The sequence below is a fragment of the Sphingomonas sanxanigenens DSM 19645 = NX02 genome (assembly GCF_000512205.2).
Classification (GTDB): Bacteria; Pseudomonadota; Alphaproteobacteria; order Sphingomonadales; family Sphingomonadaceae; genus Sphingomonas_D; species Sphingomonas_D sanxanigenens.
This window is the reverse complement of record NZ_CP006644.1, coordinates 1,821,654-1,836,561: the sequence shown is the minus strand read 5'-3', so window position 1 is coordinate 1,836,561 and position 14,908 is coordinate 1,821,654. Positions and strand designations below refer to the sequence as shown.

The window sequence follows — 14,908 nt, the reverse complement described above, 5'->3', positions numbered from 1 at the left end:
CTCATTCCTGACCGCGCGCCCATGCCCGCACCGCGGCGAAGTCGCAAGGGTGCGTCGCACTGACCTGCCCCCAGAGCGATCAGCCGGCGGCGCGCTTCAGCCGCATTACCAGTCGCTCGCGCGCAGCGAGCACCTCGCCGCGGCGGCCAGTGAGCAGTTCGTCACCCAGCCGCATGCCAGTGCGCTCCAGCGCGGCAAGGATGCCCGGCCAGTCGGCCTGGACCAACAGCTCGGCCCCCGCCTCCGCGCCATAGCCGAGTTCGCGCAGCACGAGTTGCTCGTAGCGTGCCAGCGAGGCGGCCCAGCCCCTTGCCGCCGGCGCCGCCTCGATCGCCGCCAGCACCCCGTCGAGCGCGTCGTGAAGCGCGGGCACCGGCATTCCTTCGGGCAAGGTCGCGGCGGTCAGCGCGGTCACCCAGTCGATCGCGGCCGCGGCCAGCGGTTCTGCCAACAGCGGCGCCCGGCTGTGCAGCAGTTCGACGGTCAGGCCCGCCAGCTGCTCCTCCGACCGCGCCCTGAACTCCGCCTCGACGAGATTGCCCGGGATCAACACCGGCCGCAGCCGCCGGGATCGCCCACCACGGACATAGCCGGGCAGAAGGCCATCCTCCGGCGTCAGCGCCCGCACGATCGCGCCATGCTCGCCGTGCACGCGGATCGAACAAATGATGGCGGCGGCGCGGACGTGCATCGTGCCGGGTTAGGGCGCAACTGCGGGGGGTCAATGGGGTTTGACGGGCTATCGGCGACGGGCGCATTCCCGATTCAATAGGGGCGCGCGCTTTCGATAGACCACCGCGCAGCGAAACCCCGCCCGCGTTGAACCATCGGCGTCCGACTCGGCGCAGAAACGGACAGGAGGCACAAACGCGGCGAAATCCTCCGTAACCTTTGTCACCTTCGCGCCGTTGTCGGTGGGCGATCACGCGCACTGCAGGCAAGCGCACGGCTTCAACGGCTTCAGGAGCGAGAATGATAGACTGGAAGGCAATCACGAAAGACCTTGGCGAGGCAGTGATCGCGGTGGCCGACGATCTTCTGGCATCGATCGGGCGGCATAGGCTCTATGCAATCTGCCTGCTGACCGATGACGATGGCGGCAGCGTGGGCTTCTGGGCCGCAACCGAGGAAGATTTCGAGCGCAGGCGCGCATCCGAGGCGGAGGCCGACGAGATGACGCCGGCGTATGAAGCCTATCTGCGCTGGACGCCCGAGGAATGGAGCGAAGATGCGCATGGCGATGTCTTCATGCGCCGCATCAACAAGCCGCTGTTCGCCGAAGTGATCGGCGGTACATCCTCCCCCGCGCATTTCGATCGCACGATCGAGGCGATGACCGATGCGCTGGCCCTTCTTCGCGCCGAACGCGCCGACAAGCTGGCCGATGTGACGCTGTTCGTGAGCGTTTCGGACAGCGAGGACGCCGATGGGATCGAACGCAGGTCCGTTGCGCTGCTCAACCCGCCGGCACTGATATCGGCATTCCGACCCGAACCGCTGTGATGACAGCATGCGATCTTCCGCACGCGACCGCCCCCCTTCACCCGCCCGCGTGGAAAAAGTCGTACACCGCCTGCGCCATCGCCGCCGACACGCCCGGCGCCTTCTTAAGATCCTCCAGCGCGGCGCCGCGCACGGCCTTGGCCGAACCGAAGTGGAGCAGCAGCGCCTTCTTGCGGGCGGGGCCGATGCCGGGAACCTCGTCCAGCGGGCTCGTGGTGATCGCCTTCGCGCGCTTCTGGCGGTGCGCGCCGATCGCGAAGCGGTGTGCTTCGTCGCGCAGGCGCTGGAGGTGGAACAGCACCGGCGAATTGACCGGCAAGGTCAGTTCGCGGCCATCGGGGAAGTGAAAGATCTCGCGCCCGGCATTGCGATCCGGCCCCTTGGAGACGCCGACGAAAGGCACATCCTCAATGCCCAGCGCGTCGAGCACGCCCTTCACCGCGCTCACCTGCCCCTTGCCGCCGTCGATCAACAGCAGATCCGGCCATTCGCCGCTCTCGCGATCAGGATCCTCGTCGAGCGCGCGGCCGAAGCGGCGTTCCATCACCTCGCGCATCATCGCGAAGTCGTCGCCGGGCACCGTGTCCTTCTTGCGGATGTTGAACTTGCGATAGCCGCCTTTGCGGAACCCCTCGGGGCCCGCGACCACCATCGCGCCGAGCGCGTTGGTGCCCTGGATGTGACTGTTGTCATAGATCTCGATGCGGTCGGGCGGGCCTTCCAACTCCAGCAGTTCGCCGATCTCGCGGAAGATGCGCGCCTGGGTGGTCGATTCGGCGAGCCGCCGGTCGAGCGCTTCCACCGCGTTGCGGCTGGCCTGGTCGATCAATCGGCGGCGGTCGCCGCGCTGCGGCACCGACACGGTCACCTTGTGCCCGGCGCGCTCGCATAGCGCTTCGCCGAGCAGTTCGGCCTCGGGCAGCACGCGGTCGGTAAGGATGGTGCGCGGCGGCGGCACTTCCTCGTAGAATTGCATCAGCGTGCTCGCGAGCACCTCGTCCTCCGCAACCTCGGCGGTGTGCGCGGGGAAGAAGGCGCGGTGGCCCCAGTTCTGGCCGCCGCGGATGAAGAAGGCCTGCACGCACATGGTGCCGCCCTTGTGCGCCAGCGCGAACACGTCGGCATCGCCGACACCCTCGGCATTCACCGCCTGGCTGCCCTGGATGAAGGTCATCGCGCGCAACCGGTCCCGCAACACCGCCGCCTGCTCGAAATCCAGGTTGGCGCTGGCCTTCTGCATCGATTCCGCCAGCTTGGCCTGGACCTTGGTCGAACGGCCCGAAAGGAAGTCGCGCGCGTCGCCCACCAATTCGCGATAGCCGGTCTCGTCGATCTTGCCCGTGCAGGGCGCCGAGCAGCGCTTGATCTGGTACAGCAGGCAGGGTCGATCGCGATTGTTGAAGAAGCTGTCGGTGCAGCTTCTGAGCAGGAACAATTTCTGGAGCGCGTTGAGCGTTCGCCCGACCTCCCCAGCGCTCGCGAACGGCCCGAAATAATCGCCCTTGAAGCGGCGCGCGCCGCGATGCTTCTGAATGCGCGGATATTCATGATCCGAGCGCAGCAATATGAACGGAAAGCTTTTGTCGTCGCGCAGCAGCACGTTGTAGGCGGGGCGGAAACGCTTGATGAGTTGCGCTTCCAGCAACAGCGCCTCGGCCTCGTTGTTGGTCGTGACGATCGTCATCGAGCGGGTCTGCGCGACCATCCGGCTCAGTCGCCTGGGCAGTCGGGCGACCTGGATGTAGTTTGTCACCCGGTTCTTCAGGCTGCGCGCCTTGCCGACATAGAGCACGTCGCCGCGCGCATCCTGCATGCGATACACGCCGGGGCGCTGCGGCAGGGTCTTCACCACCTCGCGGATCGCCGCGACGCCCGCCTCGATGTCGGGCACGTCGGTTCCGCGGATGGCGTAGGTGGCTTTTTCCTCGTTGAAACGATCGGGACTTTGGGGCTTCTCGGACACGGGGTCGATTTAGGCGCTCCGGGCCGCCCCCGCCAGCCCGGTATGAGGAGAAGCAACCGGGCATGCCGCCGATCACGATCCTCCAGGCCTATGAAGCGCCGTCGCTGCCCGGCTGGATTGCGCGCTGCCTCGATTCGGTGCGGCAGTGGGCGGCTGCGCGGAGCTATGGCTACGCCTTCACCGATCGCTTCTTCGAGGCTGTGCCGGACTGGTTCCGCGCAATCTGCGGCCCCCAAACCGGCCCGATGACCGACATCGCGCGGCTGGTGCTGATGCAGCGGCTGTTCGATCGCGGCGCGGGCTTCGTGGTCTGGATCGATGCCGACGTGCTGATCTTCGATCCGGATTCGCTGGCGATCGACGCGACACCGGGATTCTTCGGTATCCGCGAACGCGCGCTGCTGCTCGATCGAAACCGGTGCCCGACGATCGGCCCCGAAAACATCAACGGCGCGATCCTCGGCAGCGCGCCGGACGATCCGCGCTTCGCGACCTATCGGTGGGCGGTCGAGGAGATCGTGCGCCGGCACACCGATGGTCCCATCCCCCGCACGATTGCTGGCCCCCAGCTGCTCACGCGAATGGCGACCCGCCACCCCTTCCCCGCGATCGACCATGTCGGCTTGCTGACGCCGGCGATGATCGCCGAAATCGCCGCGGGCGGCTCCGACCTGTGCGGCCGCTACATGGCGGCGTTCGGTTCGCCGCTCGCCGCCGCCAACCTCTGTCATTTCTATCGCGACGCGGTGAGTGACGCGCGCCGCCGCCGCTTCGACGATGCGATGGACCGCGCGATCACGCTGCTGGTCGAAACCCGCGGCGCGGTGGTCAACGACCTGCTCGCCGACGGCGACGCTTGCGCGCCCACCGGCATCGCCCGATCTGAAGGGGTATGACGTCCGTTCCCCGAAAGGCCTCCTTCCCGCTCGTCGCCGATGCCGGCACCCGGCTGCTCGTGCTCGGCAGCCTGCCTGGCGAGAAATCGCTCGCGGCGGGCGAATATTATGCCAATCGCGGCAATCATTTCTGGCGGCTGATGGGACTAGTGACCGGCGAGGATCTTCCCGCGCTGGCCTATGATGACCGTCTCGCGGCGCTTCTCCGCCACGGCATCGGCCTATGGGATGTCATCGCCGACGCGACCCGCGCCGGCAGCCTCGACAGCGCGATCCGTGATCCCCGCGTGCGAGACCTCGCTGCGGTCGTACGCTCATTGCCGGCGCTCCGCGCGATCGCCTTCAACGGCGCCACAGCGGCGCGGCTGGGCCTGAGCCAGCTCGGGCCCGTGGCGGAGGGCTATGAAATAATCCGGCTGCTGTCGAGCAGCGGTGCCTGCGCGGTCACCACCGCCGTTCGGCAAGCCGATTGGCTGCGCCTCCGTCCGCTCGTCGCCACCGACTAGCTTTCCATTCGATGTTCCCATAATGTTCCCTGCATGGGAACGAGTTGCCCCGCGCCCGATCTGCCGCCGCGACCGCTGCGCTGGCTGTTCCTCGACCTGAACAGCTATTTCGCCAGCGTCGAGCAGCAACTCGATGTCGCCCTGCGGGGACGGCCGATCATCGTCGCACCTGTGAACACGGATACTACCGTTGCGATCGCTGCCTCGGTGGAGGCCAAGCGCTTCGGCATCGGCACCGGCACCCCGGTGTGGGAGGCCAGGCAGCGATGCCGCGACATCGTCGTCGTGCCTGCGCAGCACAGCCGCTATGTCGAATTCCACGATGCTGTGATCGCGGAGGTGTGGAAGCATGTCCCGGTCACGCGCGTCTGCTCGATCGACGAGGTCGCCTGCCGCCTCCTCGACAATGAGAATAGCGAGGCGCAAGCACGTGCGCTCGCCGCGCGGATCAAGGCCGGCATCCGCGCTAATGTGGGCGAATGCCTGACCTCCTCGATCGGCATCGCGCCCAATCGGTTGCTTGCCAAACTGGCATCGGACATGATGAAGCCGGACGGGCTGGTCGTGCTGTCAGCCGACCAGCTCCCCGGACGCCTCTTCGATCTCAAGCTCACCGACATCGCCGGCATCGGCGCGAAGATGGAGCGACGCCTTGCACGCGAGGGGATCAACGACATCGCCGAACTCTGCGCGCGCCGGCCGCGCGATGCCGGTTCGGCATGGGGCGGCGTCAATGGCGACCGGCTGTGGTGGCTGCTCCACGGCGTCGATCTGCCGGAAAAGCCGACGCAGCATCGCACCGTCGGCCACAGCCATGTCCTTTCGCCGCGCAACCGGGGCCCCGAGCCGGCCCGGCTCACCGCCCGCCGCCTCGCGCTGAAAGCGGCGAGCCGGCTACGCCGCGAGGGCTATTACGCGCGGCTGCTGGTGCTCCACGTCCGCTTCGAGAACGACAAGAGCGCATGGCGGATCAGCCGCCGACTGCCGTCCACGCAGGACAGTTTCGCGATGCTCGCCGCGCTCGAGCATCTCTGGCCACAGCTCGTCGCCACCGGCCGCGCCCGCCCGGGGGGCTTTCGCGTACGGATGGTGGGCGTGACCTTGGCGGAGATCGAGCCAGTGGCGGGCGAACAGGATTCGCTGTTCGCGCTGCTCGACCCCCACGACCCGCTGGCGCGCGAGACGCGCACCTTGTCGCTCAGCCGCGCAATGGACCGGATCAATGAGCGTTTCGGCCGCAACGCGGTGACGCTGGGGCCATTGACGGGGGGGCGCATCGATTCGGTCGGCACGAAAATCGCGTTCGGCCGGATACCCGAGATGGCAGAATTTCATGAGTAAAACTTGTGCACTGCAAAAAAAATTTTTGCGGGGGGGGGCCGACAGTCCCGACTTTAAAGGGTGCACCTCGTTCCGACTAAAATTTATGTCACCTGCAGCCACGCCCGCAGTGTTTTCAAGCTGTGATGGACGCACGCTGCGAAGCGATGCGTCTAGACGAACTCCGGTGAGTTTTCGCCAATCAGTCGCTGCATGGCAGCATAACGCGTTTCAACTCGACACTCATATTTTGAATCCCGCATGCGTGGGCACTCTATTTGCATCCGGTCAGATATGTTCTTCTTGATGGCAAATCGAACGGCTGTGCGGGAGGGGGGTGGCACGACGCTGCCAACGCGTTGTAACATTGTTACAGTTGACGCACTGCAAAGCGCTCTTCATTGCATGGATGCTATGACCATGAAGCATTCCCTTCCGCTTGCCGCCATGGCGGCTCTCCTCGCGCTTGCCGGCTGCGGCAGCGAAACCTCCACCACCGTCGACACGGCGAACGATGCCGAGAGCGCGGAGTTGAACGCGGCGAACGTCGCGACGCCGATGCCGCTGATGATCAAGGCGCAGAAGATCTATCGCTGCAAGGACAACAGCGTCGCTTATGTCGACTTCATGACCGACGACATGACGGCGAACCTGCGCACCGAGAAGGACGGCAAGGCCAATGTCCTGAAGGCGGCGGCGGCCGGCGAAGCCTTCGAGGCCGATGGCGTCAAGCTGGCCGGCAACGGCGAGGAAGTCACGATCACGCTGCCCGGCAAGGGCGCGCAGAGCTGCCACACCAAGTAAGCCGATCACGATCGATTTGATCGGATGGGGCCGCCGGAGCGATCCGGCGGCCCCTTCTGATTCCGGCCTCCCGAAAAAAAGCGCGACGGATATGCGCGCCTGCCCCGTTCAAGCGATGGCCGCCGCATGCGTGGCGGCCGCGTGAAAGCGTTTCGGGAGTATGGACATGAAGCGGATCATCCTCGCCATCGCCGCGATCGGCACCCTTGTCGCGACCCCCGCCGTCGCGGGTGTTAACGGACGCCAGCACAACCAGCGTGATCGCATTGCGCAGGGCTGGCGATCGGGCGAACTCACCCCGCGTGAGACCTACCGGCTGGGCCGGCAGCAATATCGCATCGGCCGCACCGAGGCGCGGATGCGCTCCGACGGTCACTTCAGCTATCGCGAACGCGCCCGTCTGCACGCGCGCCAGGATCGCGCAAGCGCCAGGATCTATGCCAAGAAGCATAATCGCCGGGGATGGTGATAGGAAATGCCTCTCCCGCGCGGAGAGAGAGACGCTGCCTGCTGGAGGTCGGATAATGTTGCGAGTCGAGATGAACCTGATCACGATGGCGGCGGCCTTGCTGGCGATGCCGATCCCTGCCCTCGCCGCCGGCGAGGGTGAGGGCGTATCGCTCGCCGATTTTCAGGCAGCCGGTCGCCAGCGACTGTTGCGTGCCGATGCGAATGGCGACGCCAAGATCAGCAAGGAGGAATGGGCTGCGGGCCGCAAGAACGCGAAGCGCGATCCGTCACGCATGTTCGGCAGGCTCGATGCCAATGGTGACGGCCAACTGGAAGCGAGCGAAATCGACACTCTGCTTGCGCGCCGCTTCAAGCGGCTCGATGCGAATGGCGACGGGATGGTCATGCCCGAGGAGCGCACGGCAGGCAGGAAGGCCGCCGACGATTGAACGCGGCCGGAGACCACCCGCTTGACCGCCGACTCCGGCGACGACGAGGACGTCGCGCTACTCGACCGGATCGGACGCGGCGACGGCTTTGCCGCACGGACCATGGTCGACCGCAAGCTGCCGCGCCTGCTGCGACTGGCGACACGGATGCTCGGCGATCCTGCGGAGGCCGAAGATGTCGCACAGGAGAGCTTCGTGCGGCTGTGGCGGCAGGCGGGGCGCTGGCGGACGGGCGGTGCGCGGTTCGACACCTGGCTGCACCGCGTGGCGATCAACCTCTGCTACGATCGCTTACGCAAACGGCGCGAGGATCTGCCCGGCACATTGCCGGACCGCGCCGATCCCGAAGCAGCGCCCGACGCGGGGCTGGTCGAAGCCGAAATGTCGGACCGGGTCGGCCGCGCGCTTCGGGCGCTACCGGATCGCCAGCGCGAAGCGATCGTGCTGCAATATTATCAGGAATTGTCCAATGGAGAGGCGGCCGCAGTGATGGGGATCAGCGTCGAGGCGCTGGAAAGCCTGCTCGCGCGCGGCCGCAGGACGTTGCGCGCGTCGCTGGCGGAGATTGCGGATGGATGAGCATATTCTGAGCGCCGAGCGGTTCGCGACGCTGGCAGAGGCCTATGGCGCCGATCTGCGGCGCTGGCCCGCCGATCTGCGCGCTGCTGCAGAAGCGCATCTTGCCGTTCATCCGCAATCCCGCGGCGTGCTGATCGATGCCGCCCGTCTCGATGATCTGCTCGCCGCCTACCGCGTCGCATCGCCTGGCGCAGCGTTGATCGGACGGGTTCTGGCGCACGCGCCGCAGTCAGGATCGAGCTGGTCGCGCGCCAAACTATGGTGGTCCGGGCTGGGTCTCGCCGGTGCGGGGCTGGCCGGGGGTCTTGCCGGCGCGGCCGCATTGTGGCTCGCCACGCCGATGCTCGCCGAGCATCGCTTTGCCGACAGCGCCGACAGCCAGACCGTGTTCGGCGACATCGACCTGAACGGAGCGATCCGATGACGAGCCGTTCTTTGCGCATCCTGCTGATCGTCTCGCTGGTGCTCAACATGTTCCTGGTGGGTGGCATCACCGGTGCCGCGATCATGTGGTCGCGGACCGAGACCAAGCGGCCGCTGAACGGCATCGGTCGCCCTGCCCGGCTGCGCCAGGCATCGGAAGAGCTGCAACCTGACAATCGCCGCGCTCTAAGGCAGGCGGTGCGCGGCGCGGTGCGCTCGGTACGCCCGCAGGCACAGCGCGCTCGTGCCGCGCGGATCGAGGCGCGTGAATTGCTGGAAAAGCCCGACTTCGATCGCGCCGCGTTCGATGCGGCGCTCGCCCGCGCCCGCGCCGACGATCTGGCGATCCGCACGCGGCTTGAACAAAGCGTCATCGGCGTCGTCGCCACCCTGCCCGTTGAAGAACGGCGAGTGCTCGCGAAGGGCCTGGAGAATTCCGGTGCGTTGCGCATGCCGCGGAACCGACGGGGCAAGGCGGCAAGGGCCGGTGGCGAAACTGCCCCCTTTCCCGATCGATCGGGGTAGCGGCACAAACCCCTTTCCCATGTCCCGGAAAAATCCTTTCCCGCTCGCGACGGATACCCGCCCTCCCATCCGTTGAACGGCCGAAAGGAGACAGGCGTGTCCGCACCTGCCATCGCGCTCAACCGCTTCGGTCTGGGAGCCCGCCCTGACGAGGCCCCGCCCGAACGACCCCGGCACTGGCTGCTCGACCAACTCGCGCGCTATGAGCCTCGCCCGACTGCGTGGGGCGGTCTGCCCGCAAGTCCGCAGATCGCCCGCGACTATGTCGAGGATCGGCGCGAGATGCGGCAGGCGGATGGCGAGGCCAAGCAGATGGCGCGCAAGCAGCTTCGCCAGGACAATCGCCAACTCTATCGCGCCGCGGTCAACGCCCGCATGGCCAGCGCGCTCATTGCGCCGGCCCCCTTCGCCGAGCGGCTGGTGCATTTCTGGGCCAATCATTTCGCGGTCTCGGCCGACAAGATGATCTGCCTGCCCTTCATCGGTGCCTTCGAGGCGGAGGCGATCCGGCCCAATATCCTGGGCAAGTTCGAGGATCTGCTGCTCGCCGCCGAGCGCCATCCGGCGATGCTGCTCTATCTCGATCAGGTGCGCTCGACCGGCCCCGAGAGCCGCCTTGCCGAGCGGGTCGCGATGCGCCGGCCGGCGCGCAAGCCCGGCCTCAACGAGAATCTCGCGCGCGAGATCATGGAATTGCACACGCTCGGTGTGCGCAGCGGCTATGCTCAGGCCGACGTGACCGAATTCGCGCGCGCGATGACGGGGTGGAGCGTCGGGGGGCTGGGCCGGCAGGCCGCCAACGACCGCGCCGAGCCGGGCCGCTTCGCCTTTCGCCCCGCGATCCACGAGCCCGGCACCCGCACGATCATGGGCAAGAGCTATGCCCAGGCTGGCGAGGCGCAGGCGCGCGCGGTGCTGCACGATCTCGGCAGCGCGCCGGCCACTGCCGACCATATCGCGACCAAGCTCGCGCGGCATTTCGTTGCCGACGAGCCGCCAGCTGGGTTGGTAAAGCGCCTTTCCACCGCGTTTCAGGAGAGCGGCGGTGACCTGCCGACGGTCTATCGCGCGCTGGTCGACGCGCCGGAAAGCTGGGCGGGGACCAGCGCCAAGTTCAAGACGCCGTGGGACTGGCTCGTATCGTCTTTGCGCGGCATCGGCATGGAAGCGCCGGGTGAGATGCAGATCGCGCCGCTGATGCAGCAACTCGGCCAGCCGGTGTGGCGGCCGGGCAGCCCGGCCGGGTTCGACGATATCGCGCAGAGCTGGGCGGCACCGGACGCGCTGGTCCGCCGCGTCGAGGTGGCGCAGCGGATCGCGTTGCGCGTGGGCGACCGCATCGATCCGCGCAGCGCCGCGGCCAAGCTGCTGCCAGGCGCCGCGAGCGCCGAGACGGTGGAGGCGATCGGCCGCGCCGAGAGCCAGCCCACGGGCCTTGCACTGCTGCTCGTCTCGCCCGAGTTCCAGAGGAGATGATGTGATGTTCGACCGCCGCCGCTTCCTCGGCGTCGCCGCACTCGGTGCCGGCAGCCTGTTCGTCGCGCCGCACCTCGCCCTGGCGCGCGTCGTCAGCGACCGCCGCTTTCTTTTCGTGATCCAGCGTGGTGCCGCCGACGGACTCAATATCGTGGTGCCGCACGGCGATCCCGATTACGCCCGGCTGCGCGGCGCGCTGGCGATCGACGCGGCTGGCGCCATCAAGCTGGATGGTCAGTTTTCCCTGCATCCCTCCTTGGCGGGTGTCGGCAAACTTTACGGTGAAGGCCAGGCGCTGTTCGTCCAGGCGGTCGCCTCGCCCTATCGCGAACGCTCGCATTTCGATGGCCAGAACGTGCTCGAGACCGGCGGGGCCAGGCCCTATGCGGTCAAGGATGGCTGGCTCAACCGGCTGACCGGGCTGCTTCCCAAGGAGCGCGACGAGGCGATCGCCTTCGCGCCGACCGTCCCGTTGGCGCTGCGCGGGCAGACCGAGGTGAGTTCCTACGCCGCCTCCAACCTGCCGCAGGCGAGCGACGATCTGCTCGCGCGCGTGCAGCAGCTCTATGCCCGCGATCCGATGCTCCACGGCCTGTGGAGCGCGGCGATGGAGGCGCGTGGTCTTGCCGGCGATTCAGGGCCGAAACAGGATCCGGCCAGCCTCGGCAAACTCGCCGCGACCTTCCTCACCCAGGCAGACGGCCCGCGTATCGCGATGATCGAGACCGGCGGGTGGGACACGCACAGCGGCCAGAACGGGCGGCTGGCGGGTCAGCTCAGGCAGCTCGATACGCTGCTCGGCGCGTTTCGGGAGGGCCTCGGCCCGGTGTGGAACGATACGGTGGTGCTGGTCGCAACCGAGTTCGGCCGCACCGCCGCCGCCAACGGCACCGGCGGTACCGATCACGGCACGGGATCCGCGGCGATGCTGATCGGCGGCGCGGTGAAGGGCGGCCGGGTTCTGGCAGACTGGCCGGGGCTCGGTCAGAACGCGCTGCTCGATGGGCGGGATTTGCGGCCGACCACGGATCTGGACGCATTGATCGCCGGATGCAGTGCGGAGACGTTCGGTCTCGATCCCGCGTTGGTCGCGCGGACGCTCGCACAGACCGGTCGTGCCGTGCGGCCGATGGAAGGGCTGGTGCGGAGCTGATCGACCGCGACACAAGCAAAAGCCCCCTCCGTTCGCGCCGGACGAAGGGGGCCTGTTCAGCCGGATTGGCGGCTCAGAAGCGGAAACGAACGCCCGCGGCGATGCGCCGGCCGACCTTGCGATATTCCTTCGTCCGATCCGGGCTCACCGAATAGATGAATTCCTTGGCGTTGTTCAGGTTGGTGATGTCGGCGAAGACGGTGAACTGCGCGTTCACGTCATAAGAGAGGCCCGTATCGAGCTGGCCGTAGGACGAGAAATATTCCGGCTCGCCGTTGCGGCCCGAGGCGACCTGCAGGAAGTCATCACGCCATGTATAGGCGACGCGCGCCTGGATGCCGTATTTCTCGTAGAAGCCGACGAGGCTGTACGAATATTTGGAAAGCCCTTCGAGACCGAAGCTCACATTGGCAACGGCGTTCCGATACTCGGCGTTGGATTCGGTATAGTTGAAGCTGGTCTGCAGGCCGAGGCCGTCAAACGGTGCCGGGAGGCTGGTGAATGCCTGGCGATAGCCGATTTCGACGCCCTTCACCGTCGCACCCTCGCCATTGTCGGGCACCGTGACCTGGAAGGTCACCTGATCGACGAGTTGCGGCGTCGTCACCAACGTCACGAACGACTTGATGTCCTTGTAGAAGGCGGCTGCCGAAAGCAGCGAGGAAGGCGCGAAATACCATTCGACGCCGGCTTCATACTGCGTCGCGCGGAACGGTTGCAGATCGGGGTTGCCACGCCGGATCGTTTCGTTGCCGGGGTTGGTCTGGATGCTCTGGCGCGGCGACAGGTCCGACAGCGTCGGCCGCGTCAGCACCTTCGACGCCGCGACGCGGAAGATCAGACTGTCGGTGAGTGAGAGCCGCGCGTTGAACGACGGCAGCCAGTCCTGATAATGGCCGGCAAAGCCGACCGGCACGACCGGCGAGACGACGATTTCGTTCTGGCCGCCGCCGGTGGGGCGCGCGCTGATCACGGTGCGCGAGGCACCGGTCGAGGTATAGTCGGTGTCCTCGAAACGCAGGCCGACATTGACCGCCAGCGGCATGCCGCCGACCTCCGTGTCGAGCGTGCCCATGATATAGGCAGCCTTCACCTTCTCATCGACCACCGACGAGGCGGACGGCGAGAACACCGCCGGGTTGAACGCCTTGCCATCCTGCGTCGCGTATTGATCGATCAGGCGAACCAGTTCCTGCGGGCTGTAGATGATCCAGTCATGCAGGATGTCACCGCCGCCGCCCTGGAAGAAGTTGCGGTTGGTTGAGCTGAACAGCGAGGTGGGGAGCACGCGGTTGGAGTCGCAATAGGCGCACTGCTCGCCGAACGGCATCTCGTCACCGGTCAGCGTCTTCGTACGGTTCGCGATCAGGCCGCCTGCGAACAGGGTGATCGTGTCCGTGGCCTTCCACTGCACGTCGCCGCGATATTCCTCGATCTTGTCGTCTACATCGGTGCCGCCGCCCCAGATATAGTAATGCGCGGTCAGACCCTGCGGATTGGTCGCGGCATTGGCATAGTTGGGGCTGTCGAAGCCATAGCTGTAGATCGGGCTCCCGGTCCGCCGATCGAACCACAGGTCGACATTCTTGCGGCGGATGGTGGTGAACAGGTTGTTCTCCTTGCCGCGCCGCTCCGCCTTCGAACGCGACGCGTCGAGGCTTACCGTCAGGCGGTCGCTAGCTTCCCATTTGAGGTTGCCGCCGAACTGATAGGTCGTGACGTTGCGCTCGTCATACTGGATGATCTCGTCGACGAATCCGCCTTGATAGCGCTGATAGAGCGCCTCGCCACCCTCGACGACCTGCTCCACCAGCGTGCCGCCGGCAAAGTCATAGGCAAGGCCGGTCTGCTGCTCGGTGAAATCGGCCTTGGAATAAAGGCCATCGAGCGTGATGGTGAGGCGGTCGACCGGACGGAACTGCATCGAGCCGTTGAGGCCGAGCCGCTTGAGCTGGCGTTCGAAGAAGAAGGGCGAGAGGTTGGACGGCATCGACACGCTGTTGAACGGCGCGACGTCCGGGCCGATCCGGGCGCCGGCAACACCGCCACGGTTGTAATAGCTGTCGGTGCTCGAACGGCGGACATGGCCGGCACCGATCGTAAATTCATCGTTGCGCAGATCCTGATCGAAATAGACTGCGGAGACCGCGACGCCGAACGTACGATCCTCGTTGCGCCAGCCCACCACGCCCGAAACCTCGGGGTTGAACGAGTCGGCGAGTTCCGCCCACTGCATCGTGCCCGAACCGGTCGCGACGAACGCCTTCTTCTGGTCGAGCGGACGGAGCGTGCGAACGTCGACGGTGGCACCGATCGACGAACCGTTGAGGTTGGCCTGCGGCGACTTGTAGACGTCGGCGCCGCTGATGATTTCCGCGGGCAGCACGTCGAACGAGAATTCGCGGCCATTATTGTCGGTGGCGAGCGTGCGACCGTTGACCGTCACCGCGTTGAACTTCGGGCCGAAGCCGCGAACGGTGATGAAGCGGCCCTCGCCGCGGTTGCGCTCGATGGTGACGCCGGCGATGCGCTGAAGCGATTCAGCGACGTTCTGGTCGGGCAGCTTGCCGAGATCCTCGGCAACGATCGAGTCGACGACACCGATCGCCTCGCGCTTGATGTCGATCGACGCGGCCTGGCTGGCACGGATGCCGGTGACGATGATTTCTTCCGCTTCGCCATCGCTCAACGGCTGGTCGGCCGGAGCAGCGGCTGCGGCCGCGGGCTCTGCAGTCTGCGCGAACGCGGTGCCGGTTCCTGCCATCGCCATCATCGCTGTGGCGGCGAGCAACGCGGTACGAACCTGTCCTTTGCGGCACTTCATCTTTTTTCCCCTCCAAGCTTATGAGGGTCAATCTGAA

15 protein-coding genes are annotated in these 14,908 nt (G+C 66.5%); 12 read left to right on the top strand and 3 right to left on the bottom strand.

Translation table 11 applies throughout. The annotated features are described in order from the left end of the window. Positions 1 to 79: 79 nt before the first annotated feature. The gene (recO, locus tag NX02_RS08420) at positions 80 to 691 is read right to left on the bottom strand and encodes a DNA repair protein RecO (RefSeq protein WP_025291755.1); all 612 of its coding nucleotides are present in this window, start codon (positions 689 to 691) and stop codon (positions 80 to 82) included. 281 nt (positions 692 to 972) lie between these two features. Here recO and NX02_RS08415 point away from each other — a divergent pair, with 281 nt between their 5' ends. Next, a complete protein-coding gene (locus NX02_RS08415; RefSeq protein WP_025291754.1) occupies positions 973 to 1,503 on the top strand; it encodes a DUF4303 domain-containing protein in 531 nt (176 codons plus the stop codon). Positions 1,504 to 1,540: 37 nt separating this feature from the next. Here NX02_RS08415 and uvrC read toward each other — a convergent pair whose 3' ends face one another. Continuing rightward, the gene (gene uvrC, locus NX02_RS08410; RefSeq protein WP_025291753.1) at positions 1,541 to 3,466 is read right to left on the bottom strand and encodes an excinuclease ABC subunit UvrC; all 1,926 of its coding nucleotides are present in this window, start codon (positions 3,464 to 3,466) and stop codon (positions 1,541 to 1,543) included. Positions 3,467 to 3,528: 62 nt separating this feature from the next. On the opposite strand from uvrC, the gene NX02_RS08405 reads away from it, so the two are divergent. The 11 genes from NX02_RS08405 to NX02_RS08355 all read left to right on the top strand — a co-directional run bounded on the left by NX02_RS08405 (position 3,529) and on the right by NX02_RS08355 (position 12,047). Continuing rightward, positions 3,529 to 4,362, top strand: a complete 834-nt coding sequence (locus NX02_RS08405) for a hypothetical protein (RefSeq protein ID WP_025291752.1) — start codon at positions 3,529 to 3,531, stop codon at positions 4,360 to 4,362. Next, positions 4,359 to 4,868, top strand: a complete 510-nt coding sequence (locus NX02_RS08400) for a DNA-deoxyinosine glycosylase (protein WP_025291751.1) — start codon at positions 4,359 to 4,361, stop codon at positions 4,866 to 4,868. The genes NX02_RS08405 and NX02_RS08400 overlap by 4 nt, the downstream gene beginning before the upstream one ends. 33 nt (positions 4,869 to 4,901) lie before the next feature. After that, the gene (locus NX02_RS08395) at positions 4,902 to 6,209 is read left to right on the top strand and encodes a Y-family DNA polymerase (protein WP_025291750.1); all 1,308 of its coding nucleotides are present in this window, start codon (positions 4,902 to 4,904) and stop codon (positions 6,207 to 6,209) included. A gap of 399 nt (positions 6,210 to 6,608) precedes the next feature. Next, positions 6,609 to 6,992 carry a hypothetical protein gene (locus tag NX02_RS08390; protein ID WP_025291749.1) on the top strand — a complete coding sequence of 128 codons (384 nt, stop codon included), beginning with the start codon at positions 6,609 to 6,611 and terminating at the stop codon, positions 6,990 to 6,992. Between the two features lie 166 nt (positions 6,993 to 7,158). Then, positions 7,159 to 7,461, top strand: coding sequence for a hypothetical protein (locus NX02_RS08385; protein ID WP_039997294.1), 303 nt, complete (start codon positions 7,159 to 7,161; stop codon positions 7,459 to 7,461). Positions 7,462 to 7,546: 85 nt separating this feature from the next. Beyond that, positions 7,547 to 7,891, top strand: a complete 345-nt coding sequence (locus NX02_RS08380; RefSeq protein WP_245648803.1) for an EF-hand domain-containing protein — start codon at positions 7,547 to 7,549, stop codon at positions 7,889 to 7,891. Positions 7,892 to 7,912: 21 nt separating this feature from the next. Continuing rightward, positions 7,913 to 8,470 (top strand): RNA polymerase sigma factor, encoded by a 558-nt coding sequence (locus NX02_RS08375; RefSeq protein WP_025291746.1) that lies wholly within the window; start codon positions 7,913 to 7,915, stop codon positions 8,468 to 8,470. Continuing rightward, the gene (locus NX02_RS08370; RefSeq protein ID WP_053000614.1) at positions 8,463 to 8,894 is read left to right on the top strand and encodes a hypothetical protein; all 432 of its coding nucleotides are present in this window, start codon (positions 8,463 to 8,465) and stop codon (positions 8,892 to 8,894) included. The genes NX02_RS08375 and NX02_RS08370 overlap by 8 nt, the downstream gene beginning before the upstream one ends. After that, on the top strand, positions 8,891 to 9,418 hold the full coding sequence (locus NX02_RS08365) for a periplasmic heavy metal sensor (RefSeq protein ID WP_025291744.1): 528 nt from the start codon (positions 8,891 to 8,893) through the stop codon (positions 9,416 to 9,418). Before NX02_RS08370 ends, NX02_RS08365 begins: the two co-directional genes overlap by 4 nt. A 96-nt stretch (positions 9,419 to 9,514) precedes the next feature. Then, the gene (locus NX02_RS08360) at positions 9,515 to 10,894 is read left to right on the top strand and encodes a DUF1800 domain-containing protein (RefSeq protein ID WP_025291743.1); all 1,380 of its coding nucleotides are present in this window, start codon (positions 9,515 to 9,517) and stop codon (positions 10,892 to 10,894) included. Between the two features lie 4 nt (positions 10,895 to 10,898). Then, positions 10,899 to 12,047: a DUF1501 domain-containing protein gene (locus NX02_RS08355; RefSeq protein ID WP_025291742.1), complete on the top strand. Its 1,149-nt coding sequence runs from the start codon at positions 10,899 to 10,901 to the stop codon at positions 12,045 to 12,047. Between the two features lie 73 nt (positions 12,048 to 12,120). On the opposite strand, the gene NX02_RS08350 is transcribed toward NX02_RS08355, so the two are convergent. Continuing rightward, positions 12,121 to 14,871 carry a TonB-dependent receptor gene (locus NX02_RS08350; protein ID WP_039996490.1) on the bottom strand — a complete coding sequence of 917 codons (2,751 nt, stop codon included), beginning with the start codon at positions 14,869 to 14,871 and terminating at the stop codon, positions 12,121 to 12,123. Positions 14,872 to 14,908: the final 37 nt, after the last annotated feature.

Excerpts from the sequence above, each read along its gene's own strand:
- NX02_RS08350 (WP_039996490.1), bottom strand. The coding sequence starts at position 14,871 with ATGAAGTGCCGCAAAGGACAGGTTCGTACCGCGTTGCTCGCCGCCACA.
- NX02_RS08390 (WP_025291749.1), top strand. The coding sequence starts at position 6,609 with ATGAAGCATTCCCTTCCGCTTGCCGCCATGGCGGCTCTCCTCGCGCTT.
- NX02_RS08415 (WP_025291754.1), top strand. The coding sequence starts at position 973 with ATGATAGACTGGAAGGCAATCACGAAAGACCTTGGCGAGGCAGTGATC.
- NX02_RS08385 (WP_039997294.1), top strand. The coding sequence starts at position 7,159 with ATGAAGCGGATCATCCTCGCCATCGCCGCGATCGGCACCCTTGTCGCG.
- NX02_RS08370 (WP_053000614.1), top strand. The coding sequence starts at position 8,463 with ATGGATGAGCATATTCTGAGCGCCGAGCGGTTCGCGACGCTGGCAGAG.
- NX02_RS08365 (WP_025291744.1), top strand. The coding sequence starts at position 8,891 with ATGACGAGCCGTTCTTTGCGCATCCTGCTGATCGTCTCGCTGGTGCTC.
- NX02_RS08400 (WP_025291751.1), top strand. The coding sequence starts at position 4,359 with ATGACGTCCGTTCCCCGAAAGGCCTCCTTCCCGCTCGTCGCCGATGCC.
- NX02_RS08405 (WP_025291752.1), top strand. The coding sequence starts at position 3,529 with ATGCCGCCGATCACGATCCTCCAGGCCTATGAAGCGCCGTCGCTGCCC.
- NX02_RS08355 (WP_025291742.1), top strand. The coding sequence starts at position 10,899 with ATGTTCGACCGCCGCCGCTTCCTCGGCGTCGCCGCACTCGGTGCCGGC.
- NX02_RS08395 (WP_025291750.1), top strand. The coding sequence starts at position 4,902 with ATGGGAACGAGTTGCCCCGCGCCCGATCTGCCGCCGCGACCGCTGCGC.
- NX02_RS08380 (WP_245648803.1), top strand. The coding sequence starts at position 7,547 with ATGGCGGCGGCCTTGCTGGCGATGCCGATCCCTGCCCTCGCCGCCGGC.
- recO (WP_025291755.1), bottom strand. The coding sequence starts at position 691 with ATGCACGTCCGCGCCGCCGCCATCATTTGTTCGATCCGCGTGCACGGC.